Origin of the sequence: Microbacterium sp. MYb72 (assembly GCF_002979415.1) — a bacterium.
Classification (GTDB): Bacteria; Actinomycetota; Actinomycetes; order Actinomycetales; family Microbacteriaceae; genus Microbacterium; species Microbacterium natoriense.
The window spans coordinates 1-26,272 of the sequence record NZ_PCOT01000015.1 but is presented as its reverse complement, the minus strand read 5'-3'; the positions used below and the strand labels follow the sequence as shown (position 1 = coordinate 26,272).

Sequence of the window (26,272 nt, the reverse complement as noted above, 5' to 3'; positions counted from 1 at the left end):
GGCGGATGCTGGCGGTCACGGCGGCCCTCGCGGTCGTCGTCGCCGCGGGCGTCGTCGGACGGGCGAACGCCCTCGATGCGGAGCGGGCGGAGACCGTCGCCCAGCTGCGAGCCGTCGTGGCGTCGCTGGACGACGCCCAGGGGCGCTCCGACCACCTGCACGGGTTGATCGATGCCGCGGAGAAGGATGCTGCGGACAGGGCGGCCGTGCTCGCCGTCAGGCCCGCGTTCACCACGGAGGTCGCCGCGCTGACCTCGGCGCTGAGCGGCGCTGAGGGCAAGATCGACACCTCGGCGACCAGGGCCTCGGCGCTGTCGGCGCAGCAGTCCGTGCTGGCCGAGCGCAAGGACCCCGCGGTCGTGCAGGCCGCGACCGCCACGGTGCATGCGCTCACGGCGAAGGTGACGGGCGACGTGGCGACGTGGCAGGCGGCCCAGTCGGCCCGGAGCGGACCAGGGGGGCCGGCATGGTCGTCGAGCGGGCCGGACGGCTATGCGCGGGTGCGCGCGGCGCTCGACCGGGTCGGCGGTGCCGGGGTCGGTCTGTACGAGTCGACCTCGTGCGCGGGCGGGAGCGCGGCGGCGTGCGCCAACAGCAACGGCTACATCAAGTACAGCGCCGGCATCGTCGGCTGGAGCGCCGACCGCTTGAACTGGGCCATGGCGCACGAACTCGCGCACATCTACCAGTTCCAGGTGTGGGGTGCGCTGACCTCGTCATCGACGTATCAGACCATGTTCGGCAGCGACCCGGAGTTCCTCGCGAACTGCATGGCCGCAGTCCGCGGCTTCCCCGGAGCGGTCGGATGCGACGCCGACCAGCAGGCCTGGGCGTCGGGGATCTGGGTCGGCGCGGTCCGCTGAGTCAGGAGATCGGGGTCGTCGTGTCGATCGCCTCGCGGAGCGGCCGCCGCATCGCCTTCCAGTAGGAGCGCGGCGCGAGGCGCACGAGCACGTCGATGAGCCCGGCCTCCCTGCCCACCATCGTGCGCGCGCGGCGCCGCTCGGTCGCGCGGACGATCTGCGCCGCGGCATCCGCAGGCTCGGTGTGGTACATGGCCGCCTGCGCCGAGGCCGCCCTCGCCGCCACCGCCGGGTCGATCGCGGCCGCATAGCGACCGTGCAGGATGATGCCCGTGCGGACGCCAGCGGGGTACACCGCCCCGACGGTGACCGACGTGCCCTCCAGTTCGTGCCGCAGGGCCTCGGAGAAACCGCGGACGGCGAACTTGCTCAGCGAGTACGGGATGCGCCCCGCCGGCGCTGCCAGTGCGTACACGCTGGCGAGATGCGTGATGTGCGCGGCCGGCGCCGCCCTGAGCGCCGGCAGCAGGGCCTTCGTGATCGACACCGTGCCCCAGAGGTTCACGTCGACGAGCCAGCGCATCTCCTCCATCGTCAGCTGCTCGAGGCTGCCGAGCATCGACGATCCGGCGCAGGTGATCAGCGCGTTGATCCGAGGGTGGGCGTCGACGATGTCGGCGGATGCCGCGAGCACGGCGTCGTCGTCGCGGAGATCGACGACGTGCGTGGTGACGGTCGTGCCGGCGAGTTCGACGGCGACGGCATCCAGCGCCTCCGCGTTGTGGTCGATGAGCGCGAGATGCGCGCCGGAGGCGGCCAGCAGGCGCGCGATGTCGGCGCCCATCCCGCTGGCGGCGCCGGTGATGACGGTCGTGCTTCCGGCAAGGGCGAGACGCTGCATGCATCCTCCTCCTGGCGCGTTTCCGGGTGTGCGCCCTCGTGCTTCGTCGCAGGCGGGGAGTTCCTGATCGTGATCCATTCTGACCGACCAGCCGGGGGAGGGGAACCGCTACGCTCGTGAGAGAGGAGGTTGCGGTGGGACGAACTGCGGATGCCATCGCTGAGGGCGTCGCGATCGCGACCTCTGCCGCGCGCCTCGCCGTGAAGAACCACATCCTCGTCGGGACGATCGCCGAGGACGGCGTGTTCGACACCGAGAAGTACATCGCCGACACCCGTGAGGCCCTCCGCGCGATGGCCGAGGAGGCCGAGGAGTCGGAGAAGGCGCTGAACGCCCTCCGCAAGCGTGCTCGCGGCCGTCATTCCGACCCGGTCGGCACCCATGACTATCGCGATCGCGATGTGCGCAACCTCAAGCGCAGAGCCAAGCAGTCGCACGGCGTCGCCGCGAAGCTGCGCGAGATGATGGAAGACCCCGAAGAGCTCGGCGTGATCGTCGAGGAGGCACGCAAGGCCGCGTGGGCCGACGTGCGCCACAACCTCGATCGTCGCCTCAAGGTGGAGGGCATGCGCCCCGACCAGGACCCGGACTACGAGCGCATGCGCGAGGCGCGGATGCAGGCGCTGAGGCTCGTCGATCTGCAGGCGCTGTCCTCGGAGCAGCGGGCCAAGGAGAAGCGCAGGAAGAAGCAGCAGAAGGCGGCCGAGAAGGAGTCCGCGAAGGCCTCCAAGGGGGCGTCGAAGGGCGACTGAGGCCCCGTTTCGCTTTCCGGCGGAGACTGTTGTAGGCTGTTCCACGGCCCGCTGAGCGGGCTGGGCGCCCGTAGCTCAATGGATAGAGCATCTGACTACGGATCAGAAGGTTAGGGGTTCGAGTCCCTTCGGGCGCACACTGTGTTGAGACAGTGATGAGACGGCTTCCGCTTCGGCGGGGGCCGTTTCTGCGTTAACGGGCGCTGTGAGTCCCACGGTTCGAGCGGCGGGAGCGCCGTCTGCGGCCGTCATCCGACAGAGGACGGCCGATAGTATCGGCAGCGTGTCCTCCGGTCTCTTCCATGCGGGTCTGCGCCGACCGCCGCGCACGGCGGCGCGACGCATCGTGTGGGGAGTCGTGACTCTTGTGCCTCTCGGCGCGATCGCCGCGTGCTTCACCGTCGTCGCCGTGTTGGGGTCGTTCGGCGAGATCGCTCAGACGGACACGGAGAGGATCTCATTCACGGTCGTCGCCGTGATCTTCGATCTCATCTTCGTGCTGACCCTCGTCTTCGGCACCGTGGAGGTGACGCGTCAGTTCGCCCGGGAGAGAGCGCCCGCATCAGGGGAAGAGCGGTAGTCGCTCGCACTGCCGACTGTTCTGTCGCCGGGGCCTGCAGGTGGCAGTGGCGGGTCTGGTTCACGCGTGAGTTTCGTATTACGCTTATCTTATGAGCGCAGGTGAGACGATCAACGGGGCTCCCGTCACAGAGCAGCAGATCTCCGACTGGGCCGCAGAAGCAGAAGCCGGGTATGACGTCGCCGAGCTGAAGAAGCGCGGGCGGGGACGACCCGGCCGGGGGGCTGAACCGTCGCAGGTCGTCGCGCTACGGTTGACGAGCGAGGAGCTCGCTGAGCTGGATGCGAGTGCGGCACGGCACCACACGACTCGGTCTGAGCTGATTCGGGCTGCGCTCGCCGCATACGCTGCGTGAACATCCACGATTCGGCGCGCAAGCACGGCATCTTGGAGGGCGACGCGCGGCAGGCGGCATCCTGGCCTCTGTGGATCGAAGATCTTGACGAGGACACGCCATCCCGCCAGCTGAGGCTCGGGTTCGATACCCAGGGGAGACTGCTGGAAACCGTGGTCCTCGTATTCGACAGCGGCAATGAACTCGTCATTCACGCGATGAAGGCGCGGCCTCAGATGCTCGACCTGCTTCCGTGAGGTGCGGTCGCCGTCCGCCGCTCAGGATAATCTCGAAGGTGTGACTGCATCCCGAGCCGAGGCCGCGTACTCCCGCGCTGTCACGGCGTTCAGCACGCCGACCCTCGACCTTCTCCACGGCCGATTCGCGCCGTTCGTCGTCGCCTCCCTCTCGATCCTGTTCACGGCGGATCGCGCCTCCGTCCCGATCGCCGAAGCCCATGCCGAGCTGACCGAGGTGCTCGATGAGCTGAGGGCGGCGGGCTACGACGAAGACGACCGCCGGGTTCCTGCGGGCAGCGGTCGCGACGTGTGCCGGCACTGGGTCCGCCTGGGCTGGCTCGTGCAGCAGATCGACGACGACGTCGAGGTGTACCGTCTCTCCGCACACGCGGTGGAGGCGCTGGAGATCGCCGGGCGAACGGGCGGCGGACGCACTCGCGTCTCCAACTCCCGTGTGCGGACCCTCCTCGAGGCTGTCGAGCACCTGGCCGACAGTGCCGAGGCCGACCCCGCACGTCGTCTCGCCCGCCTCCACGAGGAGCGGGCCCTGCTCGACGCGGAGATCGCGCGGATCGAGGAGTCCGGCCATGCCGACCCCCTCGACGACGAGGAACTGCTCGAAGAGGCTGAGAACGTCCTCCACCTGGCGCGCGAGCTGCCGGCCGACTTCACCCGCGTGGCGGAGTCGCTCAAGGCGATGCAGCGCGACGTCGTTGCCCATCTGCGCCGTGACGAACGGCCGACGGGCGAGGTGCTCCGCGAGTACCTGCAGCGTGCGCAGGACGTCATGCAGTCGACCCCCGAGGGGCGCGCCTTCTCCGGCGCGCTGCGGCTGATCGGCGACCCGGAGCGCATCGACGCGCTCAATGACCAGCTCCACACCCTGCTCCGGCAGCCGTTCGCGCGGATGCTCGACGGGAGCCGTCGCGCCGAGCTCGACGCGATCGGCCGACGGGTCGAGCTGGGCGTCGAGGAGGTGCTGGCGGCGCAGCGCCGCGCATCCCACGTCATCACAGGACAGGTGAAGACCTACGACCCCCTGCGGGACCGCCAGATCGACGACCTTCTGCGCGACGTCATCGCCGGCCTCCACGCATGGAGCGGTGCGGGGTCCGTCGCCGAGCCGGTGCGCAGCATGCCGCTCGTCGATCTCGGCCACCTCCGGCAGACCTCGAGCGATGTCCGCCCGCCCGGAGCGCCGGCTCCGCTCGCGGATGCCGTCGACGTCGAGTTCGTCGACGCCGACACCAGGGCCTGGGGCGGGCCGCGGTACGCGGAGCTGGAGGAGTACGTCGCCGGCCTCGGGGAGGAGTTCGACCTCGGCACGGCGTTCGCGCACGCCGCAGACGACACCCGTCGCCCCGTCGACCTCCTCGGCCTCCTCGAGATCGCCCACCGCAACGGCATGAGCGAGGGCGACGACGTGTCGGTGGTCGTCGCCCTGCGTCCGGACGGCACCACGCGACGGTTCGCGTTCGGTGCGGTCACGGCGCGCACCACGAAGGAAGAAGCACATGACTGACGAAGACTTCGAGACGGCGGCGCCGGTCGATGATCCGTTCATCTCCCCGATCGCGATGGAAGACGACATCGAGGAGCACTTCCCGGGCGACCGCGGAACGCTCGATCCCGAGATCCGACGGGTGCTCGTGCACATCCTCCAGCGCCGGTTCATCGCCGCCGAGCGCAACCGCCGGGAGTGGACGCTGCTGCTCGACCACCAGCAGGTGATCGAGTCGCGCCTGAACGACCTGTACCTCCGTCTGGTCGTCGACCACGGCCGCGGTTTCGCCTACAAGCAGCAGCTGCGTTCCGACGAGATCGACATGCCCGTCCTCCTCAAGGACACCCCGTACTCGCGCGCCGAGACCCTGGTGCTCGTGCATCTGCGCACGGTCTACCAGCGCGAGTCGGCCGCGGGCGAGGCGTCCGTCCGCATCGATGTCGAAGACGTCGAGCAGACCGTGCTGAGCTACTTCACCGAGGTCGAGGGCAGCACGGCCAGGCAGCAGAAGGCGATCAGGAACGCCCTGGACCGCCTCGACCGAGAGGGCATCGTGCACGAGGAGACCAGCGGGCGCTACCGGATCAGCGCCCTCGTCGAGGTCGTCCTCAGCGCGGAGACGCTCAAGGAGCTTCGAGAATGGCTGCGATCGCAGGAGGTCGTCGCGCGATGACGATGGTGGACACGCTCTTCGGGCTCATCCCCGCCGGTTCGCGGGGGCAGCAGTGGGTCGCCGAAGACCTGCAGCTGATCAACTGGGGCGGATACGACGGCGGACCGCACCGCGTGCGGTTCTCGCCCTACGCGACCCTGCTCTGCGGTGGATCGGGATCGGGCAAGTCCACGCTGATGGACGCCTACATCGCGCTCATGATGCCGCACACGACGCCCTTCAACGGCGCATCGAACGGCGGCGTCACCGGACGCCCGCGCGGAGACGAGCAGCGGAACATCCTGTCCTACGGCCGAGGCAAGATCGACGAGTCCCGCACGGAGGACGGCACGAAGCTGCGGGTCCTCCGCGGAGACGGCGAAGACACCTGGAGCGCGATCGCGACGACGTGGCTCGACCACGACGGGACCCGGTTCACGGCGGTGCGGGCGTGGTACATCCCCGCCGACGCGCGCGTCCTCGAAGACACCGTCCGCGTGCGCGCCACCGTGAACGGCCCGTTCGATCTGGCGCGGCTGGAGCAGGCCGCGGCGCAGCGCCTCTCCGACGCCGCCGTCCGCGACGCCGGGCTGGAGACCCTCGCCACCGATCGCGAGTTCTCCGCGCGCCTGCACGCCGTGCTCGGCATCGGCGCCGCGGGCTCCGGTGCGAAGGCGATCAGCCTCCTCGCGCGGATCCAGGCTGGTCAGCAGATCACCACGGTCGACGACCTCTACAAGAAGCTCGTGCTCGAAGAGCCGGAGACGATGGCGACGGCGGATGCCGTGGTCGCGCACTTCGACGAACTCGAGAGCACGCGGACGCGCATGCTCACCGCGAAGCAGCAGGTGAGCGCGCTCGAGCCGATCCGCGGCATCAAGGAGCGGATCGCGGCGGCAGCAGAGCGCGTGCGCGTGATCGACGAGGTGGGCGTGTTCTCCGAGCCGTCGTCTCTCGCCGCACTGTGGATCGCCGAGCGTCGCCTCGGTCTGCTGCGCGAGGTCGAGACGGAGCTGGGCGACCGCACGCGTTCGCTGCAGCTCTCCGTCCGGGAGAAGCGCGCGCTCGTCGAGGCGGCTGACGTGGAGCGCGAGGGTCTTCTCGACGTGCTGCGCCAGTCGGGCGGAGACCGGCTGGAGACGGCGCAGCGTGAGCTCAGGGTCGCCGAGCGTCGCCTGGAGGAGGTGCGCCGCGAGCGCGAGCGCTTCGACCTCGTCGCGAAGGAGCTCGGCGCCGACGTGTCGTCTGCGGCGGACTTCGAGGCTCTCGTGAAGGGAGCTCGCAGCGCGGGGCCCGGCACGTCGGTGCGGGACCTGCGTGCCGAGTTCGCCGACGCCGAGACCGCGCGTCGCGCGGCGAAGTCCGAGCTGGATCGTGCGCAGGGTGAGCGGGACCGCACGAGCCGGATGCGCAGCAGCATCCCCGCGCACCTGGACGAGTCCCGCAACATGCTGGCGGAGGCGGCCGGGCTCGATCCGAGCGAGCTGCCCTTCGTCGGCGAGCTCGTCGAGGTGCGCACCGAGTTCGAGCCCTGGCGCGAGGCGTTCAACCTCGCCCTCGGCGGCTTCGCGAGGACCCTCCTGATCGACGTCGCTCAGCTCGACGGCTTCCGCGCGGCGATCAACGGCATCCGCACTCCGGAGCGGCTGAACTACGAGGGCGTGCACACCGGGCTGGCCGAGCTGCGCGCCGCAGACGCGAAGACGCTCCCCGGTCGCCTCGACCACCAGAAGAGCCCGTTCACCGGATGGCTGCAGCAGCGTCTGCAGGAGCGCTTCGGGTACGCCTGCGTCGACTCCTCGACGCAGCTCGGCGACCACCAGAAGGCGCTCACGATCACCGGGCAGGTGTCGCAGGGCAGCCGCGGCGCGCACGGCGGGCAGGGCCGCGGCAACCTGCTCGGCTTCACGAACGATCGTCGGCTGCGCGAGCTCGACGAGCAATTGCAGGAGCTCGCCTCCCGGTACGAGGATGCGGCGTCGGCGGCGCAGGATGCCGAGACCGCGCTCGACCGGATCGAGGCGCGCTCGAAGGCGTTCGCGAGGATCGAGGATCTCACCTGGGAGCAGATCGACGTCGCCGCGGTCGAGGCGGAGCGCACGCGCTGGCTCGCCGTCGAGGCGGAGGTCACCGAGGGCAACCCCGAGATCGCGCAGCTCACGCGGCAGGCCGATGAGCTGAAGGTCCGCGCCGGTCGTCTCCGCCAGGAGGAGGCTCGGCTGACGAGCGACCTGGAGCAGGCGCAGGCGCACTGGGCTCAGGTCACGGACGAGGTCGACGCCTGCCAGAGCGTCATCGATGCTGCCGACGCCGGCGGCATCGCGCTGGAAGACGGCCATGCGTCCTTCCTCGACTCCCGGTTCCTGCTCGTCGACGCGGCGAGCCCGACCGCCGCGCAGCGGCTCGCGCACCTCGACACCGCCCTGCGCACCGCCGCTCAGCGTCTGCTCGAGGATCGTCGTGCCGCCGCGGAGGCCTACGACGAGCAGCGCGAGAGCATGCGCCGGCTCATGACGGGCTTCCTGGAGCGCTGGAACGACCTCACGATCCTCCCCGACCCCGACGAGTCGGTCGCGGAGTTCGAGAGCATCCTGGAGGCGCTGCAGACCAACGGGTTGCACGAGCTCGAGATCGAGTGGCGGGACAGTCTCCTCAAGCTCTCCGGCAACGACCTCACGAGCCTCGACTCCACGCTCGCCCGTTCCCGTCGCGAGATCAAGGACCGCATCGAGCCGATCAACCGGATCATGGCCGAGCTGCCCTTCTACGACGACGATCACCGGCTGCAGATCGCGCCGCGGGAGAACCAGTCCGAGGCGCGCAAGCGATTCCTCAGGGAGCTCCGCGAGGTCAGGCAGCTGATCGAGGCCGCCTCCACGGATGCCGAGCGCGATGCCGTCTACCGCAGGATGAGCCGTCTCATCGGGCGGATGCGGCGCACCGCTCCGGACTTCGCGGAGCTCATCGACGTGCGCAACCACGTGCGGGTGAGCGCCGAGCGCATCCACGCCGTCACGCGAGAGCACGTCGCCCTCTACGACCACATCGGGGAGAAGTCCGGAGGCGAGTCGCAGGAGCTCGTGGCGTTCATCGTCGGCGCCGCGCTGCGTTACCAGCTCGGCGACGCCGGCGCCCCGCGTCCTCGTTACGCGCCGGTGTTCATGGACGAGGCGCTCATCAAGGCCGACGCGCACTTCACGAAGCGGGCGATCGGCGCCTGGCGCGGGCTCGGGTTCCAGCTCGTCATCGGCGCGCCGAACGACAAGTACAGCGCGATCGAGCCGCACGTCGACGTCGAGTACGACATCCTCAAGGACACCAGGGGCCGCTCCTGGGCCAAGGCGAAGGTCGGGCTCCCGGAAGACGCCTGACCCCGGGTTTCGCGCTGAAGCCTCTCGGGCGAGGGGCGCCTCGTGAGGGGTGTCGAGTCGTCGAGGATGGCGGATTCTCCGCGAGAGGACCCGCCGTTCGCGACGATTGGGCGCCTGGGTGCGCGGATGCCGGGACAGCGGGCCGTGCGGGCCCACCGACCGCACGGCCGCGACGGCTAGAGCAGGCTCGTGATGGCGGGGTCGCGGCGGGCGACCTCGGTCGCCGTGGAGATGATCGCGTGGCGCATCGCCGCCACCGCGAGCGCAGGGGTCACATCCGAGCGGTGGGCGAGGCTGATCGTGCGCGTCATCGAGGGGTGCGCGAAGCGGACCGACCGCAGCTCGGGTCGATCGAGCAGCACCATGGCGGGCACGACGGCGACGCCGACTCCGCGCTCGACGAAGCGGAGCACGGCATCCATCTCCGCCCCCTCCAGCACGACGTTCGGGGTGAGGTCGGCGGCGCGGAAGGCGGCATCCGTCGTCGTCCGCAGGGAGTAGCTGTCGTCGAACACGATGAGCGGCAGCGTGGACAGCCGGTGGATGTCGATCACCGCGTCCTCGGCGATCGGGGGATGGGCGGCGGATGACACGACCACCAGCTCCTCGGCGAGCAGGGGGGTGCGGGTGAGGCTCACCCCCGGGACGGGCTGCGCCGTCGACTCGGTGATGAGGGCGATGTCGACAGCGCCTACCGCCAGCTGCTCGACGAGCAGGCGGGAGCCGCTCTCGGTGAGATGGAGGTCGACGTCGGGGTAGGAGGAGTGGAACGCGCTGAGGGCCTCGGCGACGAGGCTGATGCACAGGGTCGGCGGAGCCCCGAGGCGCACGCGTCCGCGGCGGAGCCCGGCCAGCTCGCCCATCTCCTCGCGGATGGCGTCGGCCTCGGCGAGCATCCGCTGCGCCCGGGGGAGCAGGGTCTCTCCGGCGGCGGTGAGGGCGATGTGTCCGCGTGCCCGGTGGAACAGCTCGGCCCCGAGCTCGCGCTCGAGAGTGGAGATCTGCCGGCTCAGCGAGGGCTGCGCCAGGTGCAGGCTCTCGGAGGCTCTGGTGAAGTGCCCGAGCCGGGCCACCTCCACGAAACCGCGCAGCTGCTCCAGGTTCATGGCCATAGCTTAGCCGCATGATTCTGACTCGAACTATGCATTGGAGTTATTAGGCAACCCTAACTAGCGTGGCCGACATGAGCACACGCGAACGTCAGATCTCCACCACCGTCCTCGTCATCGGCACGGGCGGATCGGGGCTGCGAGCGGCGATCGAGATCGCCGAGCACGGCGTCGACGTCGTCGCCGTCGGCAAACGACCGCGGAACGACGCGCACACATCGCTCGCCGCCGGCGGCATCAACGCGGCCCTCGGCACGATGGATGCCGAGGACAGCTGGCAGCAGCACGCCGCCGACACCATCACGGAGAGCTACCTGCTCGCCAACCCGCACACGGTCGAGATCGTGACCCAGGGCGCCGAGCGCGGCATCCGCGACCTCGAGCGCTGGGGCATGGACTTCGCCCGTGAAGACGACGGGCGCATCTCGCAGCGCTTCTTCGGCGCGCACACCTTCCGACGCACCGCCTTCGCCGGCGACTACACGGGCCTCGAGATCCAGCGCACCCTCGTGCGGCGGGCCGAGCAGCTCGACGTGCCGATCCTCGACGGCGTCTACATCACGCGGCTCCTCGTGCGCGACAACGTCGTGTTCGGCGCCTACGGATTCGACCAGGCCGACGGCACGCGGTACCTGATCCACGCGGATGCCGTGATCCTCGCCGCCGGTGGACACAACCGCATCTGGCGCCGCACCTCCTCCCGCCGCGACGAGAACACCGGAGACTCCTTCCGTCTCGCGGTCGACGCGGGCGCACGGCTGCGCGACCCCGAGCTCGTGCAGTTCCATCCGTCCGGCATCATCGAGCCGGAGAACGCGGCGGGCACCCTCATCTCCGAGGCCGCCCGCGGCGAGGGCGGTGTCCTGCGCAACGCGCTCGGCGAGCGCTTCATGCCGAAGTACGACCCGGAGCGGATGGAGCTGTCCACCCGCGACCGTGTCGCGCTCGCCGCGTACACCGAGATCGCCGAGGGGCGGGGCACCGAGAACGGCGGCGTCTGGCTCGACGTCTCGCACCTGCCCCGCGAGACGATCATGACGAGGCTGCCCCGGGTCTACCAGACGATGATGGAGCTGCAGATGCTCGACATCACGACCGACCCGATCGAGATCGCCCCGACGGCCCACTACTCCATGGGCGGCGTGTGGGTGCGGCCGGAGGATCACCAGACCGACGTCGACGGGCTGTACGCGATCGGCGAGGCCTCCAGCGGTCTGCACGGAGCGAACCGCCTCGGCGGCAACTCGCTCATCGAGCTGCTCGTGTACGGGCGGATCGTTGGACAGGCCGCGATGGCGCACGCCGCAGGCCTCGACGCCCAGCGCCGCTCGGCGGATGCCGTGGCGCAGGCCCGGGCCGAGATCGACGACCTCCTCGCCGCGGACGGGCGGGAGAACGTGCGCGCCCTGCAGCGCGCGATCCGCGACACCATGACCGCCTACGCCGGGGTGGTCCGCTCGGAGGAGGGGCTCCGCACCGGACTCGCGGAGCTCGACCTCATCGAGGGGCGCATGGAGGACGTCGGCATCCACCCCGACATCGCCGGGTTCCAGGACCTCGCTCACGCCTTCGACCTCAAGGCCTCGGCGCTGGCGGCGCGCGCGACGTTGGAGGCCGCGCTGGAGCGTCGCGAGACCCGCGGATGCCACAACCGCAGCGACTTCCCCGACACCGACCCGACGCTGCAGGTCAACCTCGTCTGGAGCCCTCGCGACGGCATCACGCGCGAGGAGATCCCGCCGATCCCCGCCGAGATCGCCGAGCTGATGCGCGAGGTCGACACGAAGGGCAAGCTCGTCGAGTAGTCCAGCGCGCCGCCAGCTCCCGTCGCGAAAGATCCCGCTCAGGTACCCCCGGAGCGGGATCTTTCGCGACCGGAGCGAGCTCGGAGCGGGCGAGACGTCAGCGGCTGATGTCGGCGACGGTCGCGCCGGTCGCGGCCGCCGACAGCGACAGCGCCACGTCCGCCTGGCTCAGGATGCCGACCAGCAGGTGATCCTCGATCACGGGAAGACGGCGGATCTGATGCTCCCGCATGAGGTCGAGGGCCACACGCACGTCATCGTCGGCGGCGACCGTCACGGGCTTGCCCTTGGCGAGCGCACCGGCGGGCGTGGTGTCCGGGTCGAGGCCTGCGGCGATCGCGCCGACGACGATGTCGCGGTCGGTGAGCATCCCCTTCAGCCTGCTGTCCTCCCCGCAGATCGGCAGCGCGCCGACATCCAGCTGCGCCATCAGTGTCGCGGCGATCTGCAGCGAGTCGTTCTCGCCGATGCAGCGCGGGCTGGGGGTCATGATCTCTCGTGCGGTGGTCATCGTCTTCCCTCTCGTCTCGATCGTTCGTCCTGATGTCCTGCGATGCGCCGTGATCCGCGGATGCCGTGTCAGGCGTCGGTGCGCGGCTCCCGCTGCGGGCCGTCCGAGTAGTCCGGCCGCGGGGGCTGCACGGGCTGATCGGAGTACTCGCCGCCCTCTCGCCCTCCATACGGGCGTCCGTGGTCGGCGAACTCCTCGCGGGCGAACACGAGGGTCCACGGTCCGGCGGTGAACCGGGCTCCGGTGCGGAGCGTCTCCGTGCGGGCGCCTCCGTGCGTGGCATCCGTGCCGGGGCTCGCGTTCATCTCGCCCTCCCCGTGCAGCTCGAGGACGTACTCGTCGCGCTCGTCGTGCGTGATGGTGGCGTGCAGCGGCTCGGTGTCGGCGAGGCGCAGGTCGCTGTCGTCGGCCGAGCCGATCCGCACCAGGTCGGACTCGATCGCGTACTCGGCGCGGTCGTCGTCGCGGGTGATGCGCAGGCGCGGCGACCCTGCTCCCCACTCCGCGTGGGTGGTCGTGGGAACGTACCCCTCGTCGTCGGGAATGCCGGCGTCGTCTGCACCGCGGTCGTCTCGTGCGTCCATGGACCGCACCTCCTCCGTGTCGGCCCTCAGGCTAGGCAGGCGCGGATGCTGTGGCGCAGGGGGTTGACTTCAGTCCTCCGCAGTGATCCCGTCTTCGCTGGAGATCATGTCGGCCGTGACGAGGACGATCCCGCCGGAGGAGTTCGCGGAGTTCGCCATCGCCGCGATCCACTCCGGCTGCAGCGGAGGGGGAGTGGGATCGTCGAACACGAACCGCAGCGGGATCGACGGATGCAGCCAGATCGTCGAGCGACCGGGGACGTCGCCCTCCGGGTGCGCCCACGACAGGGTGAAGCTCTCGTTGCGACGGAGCTTGGTCGCCACGACCACCTTGAGGTGCGCCAGGGCGAGGTCGTCGATGTGGATCGGATCGTCGGCGTTGCCGTAATAGAACATGCCCATGCGTTCTACGCTACGCAGAGAGGGTTTGGTCCGACAGCATTCGTCGGGCCTCTGTCATCGAGTCGAGGAGAACAGCGGATGGGCAAGTTCGTCTACGAGGGCGATGTGAAGACCGAGATCGAGGATCGCGCCCTCACGCACCTTCAGCTGGTGATCACGGCGAAGCTGCGTCGGGGCGAGCCGTTCCCGTTCAGCTGGCGTGAGGACGCGAGCGTGGGCGGCGGGCGGACGACCGTGTGGATCCAGCCGGGCAGCGCCCTGGTGTTCAAGTACTTCGGCAGCAGGCAGCCGTCGATCAACCGGGCCTGGATCGAGGCTCTCGCGTTCACCGCCAACGCGCCGAGCGGCCTCTACCTGGTGCCGGAGCCTGCGGAGGCCGGCTCGGAGCCGGGGTCGGGCGAGGTGCCGGTCACTCCGCCGATCTGAGGCGCAGCGGGCGCGGGGTCAGGGGAGATCGAGCTGATCGAGGTTGAGCTCGCCCGAGGCGTTGAGCCGATTCATCATGGCCGTCACGCGCGACGGATCCAGCGCGGGGATCTCGGCATGGTCGTAGCCGAACTGCAGGGGGATCGCCGGATGGATCCAGATGGTCATGCGCGCGTCCGGCCCGTCGCCCTCCGGGCTCCAGGTGAGCATGAAGCTCTCCTGGCGCCGCAGCTTCGTCGAGATGACGATCTTCACGTGCGCGAGAGTGACATCGTCGATCGGGATCGGCCCCGAGGTGCCGTCGTACTTCAGCCTGCCCATACCGCCCAGTATCGCCGATGCCCGGAGGCGGCGGGTGACAGCCGCCGCCGGCACGTCGTCACTTCGTCTTCGGAGTGCGGTTCTCCGCGCTGACCATCCAGGAGAGCTGCTCGACCCTCTCGAGGATCGCGTGCAGCATGTCGGCGCTCGTCGGATCCTCCTCGTCGACCTCGTCGTGCACATCGCGGCAGGTCGCGGCGACCGCGTCGAGCCGGGCGGTCATCAGATCGATGGCGTCGCTGGTGAGGATCTCCCCCTGCGGCGCGTCGGCGAGCGTGGTGCTCTTCGCCACGACGGCGCTCCTCCCGTCGGGGAGCGCGTGCAGCGCCCGCATCCGCTCGGCGATCGTGTCGGCGAAGCCGCGCGCCGCATCGATGATCTCGTCGAGCTGCAGGTGCGTGTCGCGGAAGTTCCTGCCGACGACGTTCCAGTGCAGCTGCTTGCCCTGGCTCGCGAGCTCGATGAGATCGACGAGGACGCGCTGGAGGTCGTCCGTCAGCGCGGCCGAGGCGGTGAACGCCGACTCGGCTCCCTCCTTCACCGTGCGCCGCGCGGTGGACGACCGCGGCGATCTCGTCGCGGTCTTGCCGGTCTTTTTGATGTCTGCAGCGCTCATGTGCGTCGCCGTCCCTTCGTGGTGGTCTGTCGTCTCGTCGTCCGTGAACGGCTCACGCTAGGTGCGGATGCCGGTGAGAGGAACGGCCTTGCGCGCGTCGACCGGGGGAGGTACACGCGCGTCGGGATCGCGGAGACACGCCGCCGCCGAGGGCACGGGGCGTAGGCTGAGACGGTGACTGCGTACGTCTCGGCCTTCGACCTGTTCTCCATCGGAGTGGGGCCCTCGAGCTCCCATACGGTCGGCCCGATGCGGGCGGCTCTCGAGTTCGCCGGGCGGCTCGGAGCGACCGACGCGATCGACCGCGTCACCAGGGTCGGCAGCACGCTCTACGGCTCGCTCGGCGCCACCGGCATCGGTCACGGGACGCCGGATGCCGTCGTCGCCGGTCTCCGCGGACTCGCCCCGGAGACCTGCGACCCCGCCGACGTCCGCTCGGCGTGGACCGACTTCCCCGCGGGGGCGTCGCTCCGCCTGAACGGCACGCACGAGGTGGCGTTCAGCAAGGACGACATCGTCTTCGCGCCCCGCACGCGCCTCCCTGGTCACCCGAACGCCATGACCATCACGGCCTGGGATGCCGACGGCGGCACCGTCGCGGAGGAGACCTACTACTCGATCGGCGGCGGCTTCATCCGCCGCGACGGCGAGGAGGCGAAGCTCTCCACCGCCGCCCTGCCGTACTCGTATGCGGATGCCGCGTCCCTCCTCGCGCTGTGCGACGAGAACGGGCTCACGATCGCCGAGCTCGCGCGTCTCAACGAGACCGCCATGCGCAGCGAGGAGGAGGTCGCCGCGGGGCTGGACGCGATCTGGGACGCGATGGCCGCATGCGTCGACGCAGGGCTGCACGCCGACGGCGTCCTCCCCGGCATCCTCAAGGTGAAGCGTCGCGCTGGGACGATCCGCGCGCAGCTCGACGCCTCGGAGGCCGACGGCCACCGGGAGCTCCCGGGCGAATGGCTGGGCGCCTTCGCTCTCGCGGTGAACGAGGAGAACGCCGCCGGCGGACGCGTGGTCACGGCCCCGACGAACGGTGCGGCAGGCATCCTGCCCGCCGTCGCGATGTACTGGTGGCGCTTCCTCGCTGACTCGGGTCTCGGCGCGGGCAACGCGGTGACCCCCTACGGCGAGCTCGTCGGCAGCGCCCTGCTCGGCTTCGGCGCGGAGGCGTCGCTCGTCGCGGTCGGCGCGATCGAAGACCCTGCCGCCGTCGCCGAGGCGAACCGCCGCCGTGGCATCCGCCGCTTCCTGCTCACCGCGACCGCTCTGGGGTCGCTGTTCAAGGCGAACGCGTCGATCTCCGGAGCGGAGGGCGGATGCCAGGCCGAGGTCGGATCGGCGTGCGCCATGGCCGCCGGCGGGCTCACCGCCGTCATGGGCGGCACCAACCGGCAGATCGAGAACGCCGCGGAGATCGCGATGGAGCACCATCTCGGGCTCACGTGCGACCCCATCGGGGGCCTCGTGCAGATCCCCTGCATCGAGCGCAACGCGATCGCGGCGTCGACCGCCGTCACCGCGACCCGCCTCGCCCTGCGCGGCGACGGCAGCCACTACGTCTCCCTGGATGCCGTCGTCGAGACCATGCGCCAGACCGGACTCGACATGTCGACGAAGTACAAGGAGACCAGCGAAGGCGGCCTCGCGGTCAACGTCATCGAGTGCTGACGGCGTCCCCGTCTCATGTCAGCGGCTCCGGGTAGCCTCCTCGGAGGAGGTGGCATGGAGTCGATCTGGAAGGCCGGCAGCAGGCGTCGCCGCGAGCAGCCGGTGGTGGCGGTGCGCCCCGCCGACGACGCTCCGGCGCCGAGCCGGCAGTGGCCGACCAGCATCCCCGCCGTCGCGCAGGTGCTGCGTGACGGCATCGACCTCGCTCCAGGAGTGACGTTCCTGGTGGGCGAGAACGGCAGCGGCAAGTCGACCATCGTCGAGGGGGTCGCCGTGGCCTACGGGCTCTCGCCCGAGGGTGGTTCCCGTCAGGCCATGCACAGCACCCGCCCGACCGAGTCGCCGCTGTCGGACTGGATCCGACTGCAGCGCGGCGTGGGGGCCAACCGCTGGGGCTTCTTCCTGCGGGCCGAGACGATGCACTCGTTCTACACGTACCTCGAAGAGAATCCGTCGACGAGGGGTCCCGACGTCCCGTTCCATGAGATGAGCCACGGCGAGTCGTTCCTCGCGATCCTGGAGAGCCGCTTCGACGAGCCCGGCTTCTACTGTCTCGACGAGCCCGAGGCGGCGCTGTCGTTCCGGTCGACGCTCGCGCTCATCGCCGTGCTCCAGCGCATCGTCGACGATGGCGGTCAGGTGCTGTGCGCCACGCACTCGCCGGTGCTCGCCGCCCTGCCCGGTGCGCAGATCCTCGAGGTCGGTGACTGGGGCATCCGCCCCGCCGCGTGGAACGACCTCGAGCTCGTGAACCACTGGCGGTCGTTCCTCGACTCGCCGGAGCGCTACCTGCGGCACCTCCTCGCCTGAGCGCATGCGCGGCGGCGGGCCGCGGGGCGCGGTCACCTGAGCGCAGGTGCCGACGGCGGGGCGCGGTCACCTGAACGCAGGTGCCGACGGCGGGGCGGTGGAGCGCGGTGACCGGGGTCGTAGGCTGTCGAGCATGACCGAGTCGAGAGCGCCGCGGCGCCGCGGGCGACCCCGCGGAGGAACGGACTCGCGGGAGCGGATCATCGGGGCGGCGGTCGACGAGTTCGGCGAGCACGGATACGACGGCTCCACGATCCGGTCGATCGCCGCGCGCGCCGGGGTGGACTCCGCGCTCGTGCACCACTACTTCGGCACCAAGGCCGATCTGTTCGCCGAGGCCGTCGGCATCCCGCTCCGGCCCGACATCGACGTGCCCGCGATCCTCGCCGGCCCGCAGGACGAGGTGGGGGAGCGGCTCATCCGCTACCTGCTGGACTCGTTCGAACAGCCGGAGATCCGCCGCCGCGGGGTCATGCTCATCCGCACCGCGATCGGCAGCAAGCTCACGACGCCGCTGCTGGCGGGGTTCCTCTCGCGCGAGCTGATCGGACGCATCGCCAAGACCCTCGGCGTCGACGATGCGCAGCTGCGCGCCAGCCTCGTCGCCTCCCAGGTGGCGGGGCTCCTCATCGCCCGCTACGTCGTGAAGCTCCCCGCGCTGACGGCGGCGCCGATCGACGAGCTCGTCGCCAGGGTCGCACCGACGGTGCAGCGGTACCTCTTCGACTGACGCGACGGATGCCGCGGCATCCCCCTCTCTTGGCTATCCCTTCCGGCAGTGAGCGGATGCTGTGGCCCCGCGCCGTTGTCGACGACATCCATTGACCTCGGCGGCGCCCGAGCGCATAATTCATCACATGATGAATAACTCGGCGGTCGAGATCACTCAGCTGCGGGTGCGGCGGGGGCGGACGCGCGTGTTCGACGGCATCGACCTGACGATCCCGCGCGGAGAGATCACGGGGCTCCTCGGTCCGTCGGGGTGCGGCAAGACGACGCTGATGAGATCGATCGTCGGCGTGCAGCGGATCGCCTCGGGTGAGGTCTCCGTGCTCGGCGCGGCCGGTGGCTCGGCACGCCTTCGGAACCGCGTCGCCTATGGGACGCAGGGGGCCGCGGTCTACGGGGATCTGACCGTGCGGCAGAACCTGTCGTACCTCGCGGCGCTGCTGAGGGCGCCGAAGGGAGACGTCGACCGCGTCATCGACGAGGTCGGTCTCCGCGATCAGGCGGGGCAGCTCGTCGAGTCCCTCAGTGGTGGGCAGTCCACGCGGGTGTCTCTCGCGATGGCGCTGATCGGCGCTCCGGAGCTCGTCGTGCTGGACGAGCCGACCGTGGGCCTCGACCCCGTCCTCCGGGCCGAGCTCTGGGGTCTGTTCCGCGCACTGGCCGATCGCGGCGTGACGATGATCGTGTCGAGTCACGTCATGGACGAGGCGCTGCGCTGCGACCGGCTGCTGCTCATGCGAGACGGCCGCATCATCGCCGACACGACCCCGCGGGCGCTGCTTGACGACACCGGAACGTCCGATCCGGAGGCCGCGTTCCTCGCCCTGATCGAGAGGGACCGTGCAGCCCACGGGTCGGGTCGCCGCAGCCGCAGGGAGGTGTCGGAGTGAACGGCCGACGGATGCTCGCCACCGCCGCCCGCGTGCTCGGGCAGCTGCGACACGATCCGCGCTCCATCGCGCTGATGCTGATCGCGCCGAGCCTGCTGGTCGGGCTGTTCGCCTGGCTGTTCAGCGACCAGGACGGCGTCTTCGACCGCTTCGGCGGGGCGATCCTCGCGCTGTTCCCGTTCATCGTGATGTTCCTGATCACCTCGATCACGACGCTGCGGGAGCGTCGGTCGGGCACCCTCGAGAGGCTCATGACGACGCCCCTCGGCAAGGCCGACTTCATCCTCGGCTACGCGCTCGCGTTCGGTCTCATGGCGGTGCTGCAGGCCGTGATCACGGTGTCGTTCGCGGTCGGGGTGTGCGGACTCGACGTCGAGGGTCCGCTGTGGCAGCTCGGACTCGTCGCCGTGGTCGACGCACTGCTCGGTACCGCGCTCGGACTGCTCGCGAGCGCCTTCGCGCAGACGGAGTTCCAGGCGGTGCAGTTCATGCCGCTGCTCGTGTTCCCGCAGATCATCCTCGGTGGACTCTTCATGCCGAGGGATCAGATGCCCGACGTGCTGCACGCGATCTCGGACTGGCTGCCGTTGAGCTATGCGATCGATGCGATCGGCGCGGTCACGGCCGGTGACGAGGGGTGGGACGTGTACGGGCCGCTGCTCGTGGTCGCGGCATTCGCGGTGGGCGCGCTGGTGCTGGCGGCGCTGACGTTGCGGCGGCGCACGCGCTGAGGCCCCGGCGGTCTCACCGCGCGGCGCGGTTCTTGGTATGCCTGGTCGGCGCGGCATCCCACGGGTCTTCGGGCCACGGATGCTTGGGATAGCGCCCGCGCATCTCCGCACGCACCTGCGCATAGGGACCGGACCAGAACGACGCGAGGTCGTCGGTCACCGCGAGCGGGCGTCCGGCGGGGGAGAGCAGGTGGAAGAGCACGGGAACCCTGCCGTCGGCGAGCCGCGGGGTCTCGGCCCATCCGAAGCACTCCTGCAGCTTCACGGCGACGACGGGACGTGCGCCGGGGTCGTCGATGGGCGGGTAGGCGATGCGGATGCGGGATCCGGTAGGCACCTCGAGACGCTCCGGCGCGAGTTCATCCAGCCGCGCGGCCTCCGGCCAGGGCAGCAGGCGGCGGAGGGCGGGGGCCAGGTCCACTCTCGCGGTCGGGGCGCCGCCGGCCAAGGCGTCGAGCTCCGGCGCGAACCACCCGTCGAGCGTGGCGAGCAGAGCGGCGTCGGAGACGGCAGGCCAGGGCGACCCGCACTCGCGATGCAGCAGCGCCAGGCGGCGGCGCAGTCCGTCGGCGGCATCCGACCAGGTGAACATGCTCAGACCGTCTCGTCCGATCGCCCGACGGACCGCCTCGCGCCCGGCCTCCGCCGACGCGCGCACCGGGGAGGAGGAGAGCACGATCGCTCCGACGCGGCGTTCGCGGCGGGCCTGCACCCGACCGCCGACGAACTCCGCCTCGACGCGGTCGGTCAGCAGATGGCTCGCGGCCTCGTCACGCTGCTGTTCGCTGAGCACGGCGGCGGATCGCACGATGGCGCCGGATCCCGCGGCTGCGCGTCCGGTCGCGCGCGTGACGTCGGCCACAGCCAGCCACTCGGCCGATGCCAGGGGGCCGCGCAGCCCGGCGCGGGTGCCGGATGCCAGCAGGTACGTCGCGCCCTCGGCCGTCCGCTCGACGCGGCGGGCGATCCGCTCGGGGAAGGCCAGGGCGACGACGAGTCCGGCGCCGTCGAGTCCGGAGCGGGCATCAGGCGCCGGGGCGACCAGACGCTGCAGGCGATCTACGTCGTTGCTCCACCTCCGGGCCTCCGGACCGCGGGCTCCGCGGAGGTCGATGAGCGCCCTGGCGACGTCGGAGTCCGCGATGCGCACGTCGCCGCCCAGCAGCGCGACGACCTCGGCGGCGAGCCGGCCGCCGACCAGGGGGCCGCCGTCGCGGAGGGCGCGGGCGAGCCGCGGATCGGCCGGGATGCGGGCGAGCGCGCGGCCGTCGTCGGTGGCGCGGCCGTCGTCGTCGATCGCGCCGAGCCCGCGCAGCACGGACAGCGCATCGTCCAGAGCATCGGCGGGCGGCGGGTCGATCAGACGCAGGCCCGACCCGCCCGGCGCGCCCCAGCAGCTGAGCAGCAGCGCGGCATCGGCGAGATCGCTCGTCGCGATCTCCGGGGCCGGGCGAGCGGGAGCTGCCGCGTACGTGCGTTCGTCGACGCAGCGGATCACGGTCCCCGGGCCCTGGCGGTTCGCGCGTCCGGCGCGCTGCACGCAGGTCGCCCTGGATGCCGCCGCCGTGACAAGTCCGGTCATCCCGCGCGAGGCGTCGCGCTGCGGATGGCGGGACAGGCAGCTGTCGACGACGAGACGCACACCGGGAACCGTGAGCGAGGACTCCGCGAGCGAGGTGGTGACGATGATGCGCGGCGGCTCCTCCGGGCGGCGACCGCGGATCACGGCATCCTGCTCGCTCGCGCGCAGCTGCCCGTGCAGCTCCCGCACGTCGAACCCGCCACCGGCGTCTCTGAGGCGTCGAGCGATCTCGGACACCTCGCGGGCGCCGGGGGCGAACACCAGCACGTCGGCTGTCGAGTCGTCACGGGTCAGGTCCCGAGCCGCGGATGCAGTGGTGCGTGCGACGTGATCGAGGAAGGCCCATGTCACCCCGCGATCGTCGAGACGCGGGGTCGGGCTCGGAGCCCAGCGCTCGGTGAGGGGGAAGGCGGGGACGTCGTGATCGACCACCGGTGCGGGCGCGGCGTCCGCTCCGATGACCGCGGCGATGCGGTTGGCGTCGAGCGTGGCCGACATGGCGACGAGCACGAGGTCGTCTCGGAGCTCGCGGACCTCGGAGAGCAGGCCGATCAGGAGGTCCGTCTCCAGCGCGCGCTCGTGCACCTCGTCGATGATCACGGCGTCGACGCCGTCGAGGCCGGGGTCGTCCAGCATCCGCCGCAGCAGCACTCCGGCGGTGACGAACTCGACGCGCGTGTCCCGCCCGGCCTGGCGCTCGCCGCGCACCGTGAACCCGACTCGGCCGCCGAGGGCCGTGCCGTCGAGCTGTGCGAGCCGTCGGGCGGCGGAGCGGGCGGCGACCCGGCGCGGCTGGGTGACGATCACGCGCCCCGCGGAGCGGTTCGCCAGCAGCGGCGGCACGAGCGTGGTCTTACCGGTGCCGGGAGGGGCGCTGACGACCACCGCGGTGCTCTCGTCGAGAGCGGAGGAGACGGCAGGAAGACCGGCGGAAAACGAAAGACCTGCGCCGAGAGCGGCGAGGTCGAAGTCGCGCGTCTCCGTCATCCTCCGAGTCTAGGCATCGCCGGGAAGACGACGGATGCCGCGACCGAACCGGCCGCGGCATCCGCTCTTCTGCGTGTCTGCTCGACTACTCCGCTGCGGGAGGCGGAGGAGTGGTCGGCTTCGGCTCGCGCTTGGCGGGCGCGGGGGCGGCCGCGGCGACGCCGGCGCCGATCCCGCGTCCGACGGCCTGACCCTGGATGATCGACGCGAGGTCGAGTCCGGTCGCCGCGCTGACGCTGTCGAAGACCGACTTCAGCGCCTTGGCGCTGTCGGCGCCGACGAGATCCGATGCGCCGTCTCCGGAACCGCCGATGATCGACACGTTGCCGATCGTGGCGTAGCCCTTTGCGAACTCGGCCATGATCGCGGGGAGGGTCTCGAGCACGCGCTGCGAGAGGAACGCGTCCTGGTTCGACGCGATGGCCTTCGCCTCGGCCTCGACGGCTGCCGCGCGCGCCTCACCCTCGGCGCGGATCGCGTCGGCCTCGGCGTTGGCGCGCAGGCGACGAGCCTGGGACTCCGCCTCGGCCTGGGCGCGCAGCGCGTCGGCCTCACCGGTCGCACGGGCGATCGCGGCCGCAGCCTCACCGGCGGCCTTCGCCTGGTCGGCCTGGGCCTGCTGCTCGGCGATGCGGGTGCGGGCCTCTGCCTGCTTGACCTGCTCGATCGCCGCGGCCTCCGCCGCACGCTCGCGCGTGTACAGCTCGGCCTGTGCGCGGGTCTCCGCCTCGTACCGCTGCGCGTCGGCGACGCGCTTGACGTCGGCGTCCAGCTGGGCCTGCTTGTTCTCGGCCTGCTGCTGGAGCACCGCCTGCTCGGTCTGCGCGCGCGTGAGGTTCTCGGCCTGCTCGGCCTCGGCGCGGGCCCGGCCGATTCCGGCGTTCGCGTTCGCGGTGTTGGTGTCGAGCGCGGTCTGCTCGATCAGGTTCGCTTCCTGGTTGGCGATGTTCTTCTGGTTGATCGCACGGTCGGCGTTGGTCTGCGAGATCTCCGCAGCCTGTCGCTTCGCCTGGATCTCGGGGGCGCCCAGCGACTGGATGTAGCCGACCTTGTCGGTGATGCCCTTGATCTGGAACGAGTCGAGGATGAGGCCCTGCTCGGCGAGCTCCTGCGAGACGTCGGCGGCGATCTGGTCGGAGAACTTCTTGCGCTCGCGCATGAGCTCGACGACCGAGAGCGTGGCGACGATGCCGCGCAGGGCGCCCTCGAGCTGCTCGGTGGTGAACTGCTCGATCGCCTTGTCCTGCGAGGCGAAGCGCTCGGCGGCGCGGCGCACGTACAGCGGGTCGGAGCCGATCTTCACGATCGCGACGCCATCGACGTTGAGGGTGACGCTGTCGAGCGACTGCGCCTCGGCGTTGAGCGACACCTGCCGCGAGCGCAGGGAGATGATCTCGTGGCGCTGCGTGATCGGGTTGACGAGCGACTTGCCGTTCACGATGACCGTGACGGGGGACTCCTCCATCTCGGCGCGGCTCGATCCGTCGGCCGAGATGATGGCGCGTTGCACCTTCTGTTTGCGCCCGGAGATGACGAGAGCCTCGTCAGCCCTGGCGACCTTGATCCAGCTGCGTGCGAACAGCAGCAGAATCAGGAGCAGGACGACGACGATGACGACCGCGATCCCGACGATGATGAGGATGCCGACGATTCCGGCGATCTCCATGGATGACCTCCCTTTGCCCCCCTCGGGGGTGGTCTGCGATGCCGACGCGGAGATGTCGGCACTCGGTTCCACCCTGCCAGAAATGCGCGGGGGCCGCTGAAGGGTCGTTCAGTCTAAGCGTCGCGCGTTCGGCGAGAGGTCGGGCGTTCGGCGAGAAGAAGCGTGCGGGTGCGCGCGGCTCAGGAGGTCAGCGCCGGCGCAGCTTCTCGGCGAGGTCGCGGAGGGTGCGGAGCTCGTCGTCGTCGAGGCGCGACATGCGGTCGGCGATCGAGCGGCCGTGCACCGTCGCGAGGGCGCGGAACGCCCTGGCGCCGGCATCCGTCGCCCTGATGAGGGCTCCGCGGCCGTCGTCGGGGTCGGGGCACTTGGCGATGAGCCCGCGGGTGACCATGCGGTCCACCAGACGGGAGACGCTGGGCTGACTGATCAGCATGTTGCCCGTGACGTCGCGCAGCCGCGAGGTCATCTCGGGGGAGCGGGTGACCGTGAGCAGCACGTCGTACTCGGCCTGGGTGAGGTGGGCGTCGTCGAAGTCCTGGACCATCTCGTCGAACAGTTCGTGCTGCGCGCGGAACAGGCTCTCCCATGCCTCGAGAGCGAGTTTGCGATCGGTCATGGAGAACAGCGTACTGGGAGCCGCCGACACGGGCGGGGCCGACCGGAAGGGTCCGGCCGGCCCGGTCGGTCAGCCCTGGTCGTGCTCGGGAGTCATCCACTGCACGAGCTGATAGATCACGCCGTTCGGGTCGGCCATCTGGAAATAACGCTCTCCCCACGGCTCGGTCTCGATGGGTGTCACGATGTCGACGCCCGTCTCGCGCAGCCGCGCGTAGTCCGCGTCGATGTCGTCGACGGTGAAGACGACGAGCAGGCCGGATGCCGATCCCGCCTGCGATGCGGGCCTGAAGGTGGAGAGTCCGGTGCGCAGGTAGATGAGGTGGAAGCCGGCCTGCGGGTGGCTGAGGGAGCTGAACCCGTCGGCCGACATGGCGACCGAGAAGCCCAGGTGCTTCTGCGCCCAGGCGGCGGAGGCCTCGACGTCGGGGACGTTGAGCGAGAGAGCGGACGAGGTGATCTGCATGGGGATCTCCCTTTCGGTAACGTTGTACGGCGTACAATGTAGCTGGTACAACGCAGACGTGGCAAGATCATTCCCGTGACGTCAGAACGCACCGGATCCGGTGAGCCGAGCAGGACGCTCGCCCTCCTGTGGGGTCAGCCGATCGAACCGCGCAAGGGGCCGGCCCGGTCGATCACCGCGGCGAAGATCGTCGCGGCGGCGCTGGCTCTCGCCGACGACGAAGGGCTCGCGGCCGTCACGATGCGCGCCGTCGCCGAACGGGTCGGGGTGTCGACGATGTCGGTGTACACCTACGTCCCCGGAAAGCCGGAGCTGCTCGACCTCATGGTCGACGCCCTCTACCTGTCGATGGAGCGTCCGGACTGGGGTGCGCAGTCGTGGCGCGAGCGGCTCGAGGCGGTGGCGGAGTCCAACCGGATGCTGCTGGCCGCGCATCCGTGGCTGACCGAGGTCGCCGCGCTCAGCCGCCCTCCGCTTGGACCCGGCGTGATGGCGAAGTACGAGCACGAGCTGTCGGCGTTCGACGGTGCCGGTCTCTCCGACGTCGACGTCGATGCGGCTCTCGCCTACCTGCTCGGGTTCGTGCAGTCGCACTGTCGCGCGGCTCACGACGCCGATCGCGCGACGACCGACACGGCCCTCACCGACGCCGAGTGGTGGGCCGCCAACCAGCCCCTGCTCGCACGTGCGTTCGACCCCGCGGTCTATCCCCGGGCTGCGCGCATCGGAGCGGCCGCGGGTGAGGCGCAGGGGAGCGCGTGGGATGCCGGGCGGGCCTGGCGGTTCGGTCTCACGCGGACACTCGACGGACTCGCTGCGCTCATCGACGCCGGCTGACGAGGCGGATCCGTCGCGGCGTGACCGGACGCAGTAAGGGCCGATCGGAGAGGCTTCCGACCGGCCCTTGTCCCTTGCACCAAGAGGTCCTGCAATCACATGAGGTGGATGCCACAGCAAACATTCACCGTGCGATCACTCTATAACGGCGAGGTAACGAATGCAACGGTTTGATCACGGAAATCTGTGAGAGGTGAGGGCTGTCCGATCTCACCGGGAAAGGCACGGTCTCGCCGAGTTGGCATGTCGTCGCACTGACGTGGCACGTTCTCGTTGAGGTTGTCGTCCGCCAGGGCGTGTCGCAGCGGTGGACCCGTCGCCGGGCGCATGTTGCCAGCAGGCGGACCTTTGATACACCTCGTTCAACCTACCGTGAGT

Annotated in this window: 27 protein-coding genes and 1 tRNA gene; 17 read left to right on the top strand and 11 right to left on the bottom strand. The window is 70.5% G+C overall.

Annotated elements, in window-relative coordinates; genetic code table 11:
• Positions 1-5 precede the first annotated feature (5 nt).
• Positions 6-863, top strand: coding sequence for a hypothetical protein (locus CQ047_RS09980; protein ID WP_258132584.1), 858 nt, complete (start codon positions 6-8; stop codon positions 861-863).
• A 1-nt stretch (position 864) separates the two neighbouring features.
• Here CQ047_RS09980 and CQ047_RS09975 read toward each other — a convergent pair whose 3' ends face one another.
• Positions 865-1,704, bottom strand: coding sequence for an SDR family oxidoreductase (locus CQ047_RS09975; RefSeq protein ID WP_105674768.1), 840 nt, complete (start codon positions 1,702-1,704; stop codon positions 865-867).
• A gap of 134 nt (positions 1,705-1,838) precedes the next feature.
• On the opposite strand from CQ047_RS09975, the gene CQ047_RS09970 reads away from it, so the two are divergent.
• The 8 genes from CQ047_RS09970 (at position 1,839) to CQ047_RS09935 (ending at position 9,136) form a co-directional block, all read left to right on the top strand.
• A complete protein-coding gene (locus CQ047_RS09970; RefSeq protein WP_105674766.1) occupies positions 1,839-2,456 on the top strand; it encodes an asparagine synthase in 618 nt (205 codons plus the stop codon).
• Between the two features lie 64 nt (positions 2,457-2,520).
• A tRNA-Arg gene (locus CQ047_RS09965) sits at positions 2,521-2,593 on the top strand.
• A gap of 146 nt (positions 2,594-2,739) precedes the next feature.
• Positions 2,740-3,036, top strand: coding sequence for a hypothetical protein (locus tag CQ047_RS09960; RefSeq protein WP_105674764.1), 297 nt, complete (start codon positions 2,740-2,742; stop codon positions 3,034-3,036).
• 91 nt (positions 3,037-3,127) lie between these two features.
• Entirely contained in the window at positions 3,128-3,391 is a 264-nt protein-coding gene (locus CQ047_RS09955; protein WP_105674762.1) for a ribbon-helix-helix protein, CopG family, read from the top strand.
• The gene (locus CQ047_RS09950) at positions 3,388-3,627 is read left to right on the top strand and encodes a toxin (protein WP_105674760.1); all 240 of its coding nucleotides are present in this window, start codon (positions 3,388-3,390) and stop codon (positions 3,625-3,627) included. The genes CQ047_RS09955 and CQ047_RS09950 overlap by 4 nt, the downstream gene beginning before the upstream one ends.
• A 40-nt stretch (positions 3,628-3,667) precedes the next feature.
• Positions 3,668-5,131, top strand: coding sequence for a DUF3375 domain-containing protein (locus CQ047_RS09945; RefSeq protein ID WP_105674758.1), 1,464 nt, complete (start codon positions 3,668-3,670; stop codon positions 5,129-5,131).
• Entirely contained in the window at positions 5,124-5,786 is a 663-nt protein-coding gene (locus CQ047_RS09940) for a DUF4194 domain-containing protein (RefSeq protein WP_105674756.1), read from the top strand. Before CQ047_RS09945 ends, CQ047_RS09940 begins: the two co-directional genes overlap by 8 nt.
• The gene (locus CQ047_RS09935; RefSeq protein WP_105674893.1) at positions 5,783-9,136 is read left to right on the top strand and encodes an ATP-binding protein; all 3,354 of its coding nucleotides are present in this window, start codon (positions 5,783-5,785) and stop codon (positions 9,134-9,136) included. The genes CQ047_RS09940 and CQ047_RS09935 overlap by 4 nt, the downstream gene beginning before the upstream one ends.
• Positions 9,137-9,312: 176 nt before the next feature.
• Here the strand turns inward: CQ047_RS09935 and CQ047_RS09930 are convergent, their stop codons facing one another.
• On the bottom strand, positions 9,313-10,242 hold the full coding sequence (locus CQ047_RS09930; RefSeq protein ID WP_105674891.1) for a LysR family transcriptional regulator: 930 nt from the start codon (positions 10,240-10,242) through the stop codon (positions 9,313-9,315).
• A 77-nt stretch (positions 10,243-10,319) separates the two neighbouring features.
• Here CQ047_RS09930 and CQ047_RS09925 point away from each other — a divergent pair, with 77 nt between their 5' ends.
• Positions 10,320-12,050: an L-aspartate oxidase gene (locus CQ047_RS09925; protein WP_105674889.1), complete on the top strand. Its 1,731-nt coding sequence runs from the start codon at positions 10,320-10,322 to the stop codon at positions 12,048-12,050.
• A gap of 97 nt (positions 12,051-12,147) precedes the next feature.
• Here the strand turns inward: CQ047_RS09925 and CQ047_RS09920 are convergent, their stop codons facing one another.
• The 3 genes from CQ047_RS09920 to CQ047_RS09910 form a co-directional block, all read right to left on the bottom strand.
• Positions 12,148-12,561: a CBS domain-containing protein gene (locus CQ047_RS09920; protein WP_105674754.1), complete on the bottom strand. Its 414-nt coding sequence runs from the start codon at positions 12,559-12,561 to the stop codon at positions 12,148-12,150.
• 68 nt (positions 12,562-12,629) lie between these two features.
• Entirely contained in the window at positions 12,630-13,145 is a 516-nt protein-coding gene (locus CQ047_RS09915; protein ID WP_105674752.1) for an FHA domain-containing protein, read from the bottom strand.
• A gap of 69 nt (positions 13,146-13,214) precedes the next feature.
• Complete coding sequence (locus tag CQ047_RS09910) at positions 13,215-13,547, bottom strand: hypothetical protein (protein WP_105674750.1); 333 nt, start codon at positions 13,545-13,547, stop codon at positions 13,215-13,217.
• 78 nt (positions 13,548-13,625) lie between these two features.
• Here CQ047_RS09910 and CQ047_RS09905 point away from each other — a divergent pair, with 78 nt between their 5' ends.
• On the top strand, positions 13,626-13,973 hold the full coding sequence (locus CQ047_RS09905) for an ATP-dependent DNA ligase (protein WP_105674748.1): 348 nt from the start codon (positions 13,626-13,628) through the stop codon (positions 13,971-13,973).
• 18 nt (positions 13,974-13,991) lie between these two features.
• Here the strand turns inward: CQ047_RS09905 and CQ047_RS09900 are convergent, their stop codons facing one another.
• Together CQ047_RS09900 and CQ047_RS09895 are read right to left on the bottom strand one after the other, a co-directional pair.
• Entirely contained in the window at positions 13,992-14,294 is a 303-nt protein-coding gene (locus CQ047_RS09900; protein ID WP_105674746.1) for a hypothetical protein, read from the bottom strand.
• A 58-nt stretch (positions 14,295-14,352) separates the two neighbouring features.
• Positions 14,353-14,910 carry a Dps family protein gene (locus tag CQ047_RS09895; RefSeq protein ID WP_105674744.1) on the bottom strand — a complete coding sequence of 186 codons (558 nt, stop codon included), beginning with the start codon at positions 14,908-14,910 and terminating at the stop codon, positions 14,353-14,355.
• 174 nt (positions 14,911-15,084) lie between these two features.
• On the opposite strand from CQ047_RS09895, the gene CQ047_RS09890 reads away from it, so the two are divergent.
• From CQ047_RS09890 to CQ047_RS09870, 5 genes are all read left to right on the top strand, one after another.
• Positions 15,085-16,581 (top strand): L-serine ammonia-lyase, iron-sulfur-dependent, subunit alpha, encoded by a 1,497-nt coding sequence (locus tag CQ047_RS09890; protein ID WP_105674742.1) that lies wholly within the window; start codon positions 15,085-15,087, stop codon positions 16,579-16,581.
• 54 nt (positions 16,582-16,635) lie between these two features.
• Positions 16,636-17,391 (top strand): AAA family ATPase, encoded by a 756-nt coding sequence (locus CQ047_RS09885; protein WP_105674740.1) that lies wholly within the window; start codon positions 16,636-16,638, stop codon positions 17,389-17,391.
• A 133-nt stretch (positions 17,392-17,524) separates the two neighbouring features.
• Positions 17,525-18,121, top strand: a complete 597-nt coding sequence (locus tag CQ047_RS09880) for a TetR family transcriptional regulator (protein ID WP_105674738.1) — start codon at positions 17,525-17,527, stop codon at positions 18,119-18,121.
• A gap of 127 nt (positions 18,122-18,248) precedes the next feature.
• On the top strand, positions 18,249-19,010 hold the full coding sequence (locus tag CQ047_RS09875) for an ABC transporter ATP-binding protein (RefSeq protein ID WP_219844608.1): 762 nt from the start codon (positions 18,249-18,251) through the stop codon (positions 19,008-19,010).
• The gene (locus tag CQ047_RS09870; RefSeq protein WP_181155897.1) at positions 19,007-19,741 is read left to right on the top strand and encodes an ABC transporter permease; all 735 of its coding nucleotides are present in this window, start codon (positions 19,007-19,009) and stop codon (positions 19,739-19,741) included. Before CQ047_RS09875 ends, CQ047_RS09870 begins: the two co-directional genes overlap by 4 nt.
• 13 nt (positions 19,742-19,754) lie before the next feature.
• Here the strand turns inward: CQ047_RS09870 and hrpB are convergent, their stop codons facing one another.
• The 4 genes from hrpB to CQ047_RS09850 all read right to left on the bottom strand — a co-directional run bounded on the left by hrpB (position 19,755) and on the right by CQ047_RS09850 (position 25,057).
• The gene (gene hrpB / locus CQ047_RS09865) at positions 19,755-22,310 is read right to left on the bottom strand and encodes an ATP-dependent helicase HrpB (RefSeq protein WP_105674734.1); all 2,556 of its coding nucleotides are present in this window, start codon (positions 22,308-22,310) and stop codon (positions 19,755-19,757) included.
• An 85-nt stretch (positions 22,311-22,395) separates the two neighbouring features.
• On the bottom strand, positions 22,396-23,976 hold the full coding sequence (locus tag CQ047_RS09860) for an SPFH domain-containing protein (RefSeq protein WP_105674732.1): 1,581 nt from the start codon (positions 23,974-23,976) through the stop codon (positions 22,396-22,398).
• A 187-nt stretch (positions 23,977-24,163) separates the two neighbouring features.
• Positions 24,164-24,592 (bottom strand): MarR family winged helix-turn-helix transcriptional regulator, encoded by a 429-nt coding sequence (locus CQ047_RS09855; RefSeq protein WP_105674730.1) that lies wholly within the window; start codon positions 24,590-24,592, stop codon positions 24,164-24,166.
• Between the two features lie 69 nt (positions 24,593-24,661).
• On the bottom strand, positions 24,662-25,057 hold the full coding sequence (locus CQ047_RS09850) for a VOC family protein (protein WP_105674728.1): 396 nt from the start codon (positions 25,055-25,057) through the stop codon (positions 24,662-24,664).
• A 75-nt stretch (positions 25,058-25,132) separates the two neighbouring features.
• Here CQ047_RS09850 and CQ047_RS09845 point away from each other — a divergent pair, with 75 nt between their 5' ends.
• A complete protein-coding gene (locus CQ047_RS09845; protein ID WP_105674726.1) occupies positions 25,133-25,894 on the top strand; it encodes a TetR/AcrR family transcriptional regulator in 762 nt (253 codons plus the stop codon).
• Positions 25,895-26,272 lie beyond the last annotated feature (378 nt).

Excerpts from the sequence above, each read along its gene's own strand:
- CQ047_RS09940 (WP_105674756.1), top strand. The coding sequence starts at position 5,124 with ATGACTGACGAAGACTTCGAGACGGCGGCGCCGGTCGATGATCCGTTC.
- CQ047_RS09855 (WP_105674730.1), bottom strand. The coding sequence starts at position 24,592 with ATGACCGATCGCAAACTCGCTCTCGAGGCATGGGAGAGCCTGTTCCGC.
- CQ047_RS09915 (WP_105674752.1), bottom strand. The coding sequence starts at position 13,145 with ATGGACGCACGAGACGACCGCGGTGCAGACGACGCCGGCATTCCCGAC.
- CQ047_RS09955 (WP_105674762.1), top strand. The coding sequence starts at position 3,128 with ATGAGCGCAGGTGAGACGATCAACGGGGCTCCCGTCACAGAGCAGCAG.
- CQ047_RS09900 (WP_105674746.1), bottom strand. The coding sequence starts at position 14,294 with ATGGGCAGGCTGAAGTACGACGGCACCTCGGGGCCGATCCCGATCGAC.
- CQ047_RS09910 (WP_105674750.1), bottom strand. The coding sequence starts at position 13,547 with ATGGGCATGTTCTATTACGGCAACGCCGACGATCCGATCCACATCGAC.
- CQ047_RS09980 (WP_258132584.1), top strand. The coding sequence starts at position 6 with ATGCTGGCGGTCACGGCGGCCCTCGCGGTCGTCGTCGCCGCGGGCGTC.
- CQ047_RS09925 (WP_105674889.1), top strand. The coding sequence starts at position 10,320 with ATGAGCACACGCGAACGTCAGATCTCCACCACCGTCCTCGTCATCGGC.
- CQ047_RS09860 (WP_105674732.1), bottom strand. The coding sequence starts at position 23,976 with ATGGAGATCGCCGGAATCGTCGGCATCCTCATCATCGTCGGGATCGCG.
- CQ047_RS09875 (WP_219844608.1), top strand. The coding sequence starts at position 18,249 with ATGATGAATAACTCGGCGGTCGAGATCACTCAGCTGCGGGTGCGGCGG.
- hrpB (WP_105674734.1), bottom strand. The coding sequence starts at position 22,310 with ATGACGGAGACGCGCGACTTCGACCTCGCCGCTCTCGGCGCAGGTCTT.
- CQ047_RS09930 (WP_105674891.1), bottom strand. The coding sequence starts at position 10,242 with ATGAACCTGGAGCAGCTGCGCGGTTTCGTGGAGGTGGCCCGGCTCGGG.
- CQ047_RS09850 (WP_105674728.1), bottom strand. The coding sequence starts at position 25,057 with ATGCAGATCACCTCGTCCGCTCTCTCGCTCAACGTCCCCGACGTCGAG.
- CQ047_RS09975 (WP_105674768.1), bottom strand. The coding sequence starts at position 1,704 with ATGCAGCGTCTCGCCCTTGCCGGAAGCACGACCGTCATCACCGGCGCC.
- CQ047_RS09905 (WP_105674748.1), top strand. The coding sequence starts at position 13,626 with ATGGGCAAGTTCGTCTACGAGGGCGATGTGAAGACCGAGATCGAGGAT.
- CQ047_RS09895 (WP_105674744.1), bottom strand. The coding sequence starts at position 14,910 with ATGAGCGCTGCAGACATCAAAAAGACCGGCAAGACCGCGACGAGATCG.
- CQ047_RS09885 (WP_105674740.1), top strand. The coding sequence starts at position 16,636 with ATGGAGTCGATCTGGAAGGCCGGCAGCAGGCGTCGCCGCGAGCAGCCG.
- CQ047_RS09880 (WP_105674738.1), top strand. The coding sequence starts at position 17,525 with ATGACCGAGTCGAGAGCGCCGCGGCGCCGCGGGCGACCCCGCGGAGGA.
- CQ047_RS09935 (WP_105674893.1), top strand. The coding sequence starts at position 5,783 with ATGACGATGGTGGACACGCTCTTCGGGCTCATCCCCGCCGGTTCGCGG.
- CQ047_RS09920 (WP_105674754.1), bottom strand. The coding sequence starts at position 12,561 with ATGACCACCGCACGAGAGATCATGACCCCCAGCCCGCGCTGCATCGGC.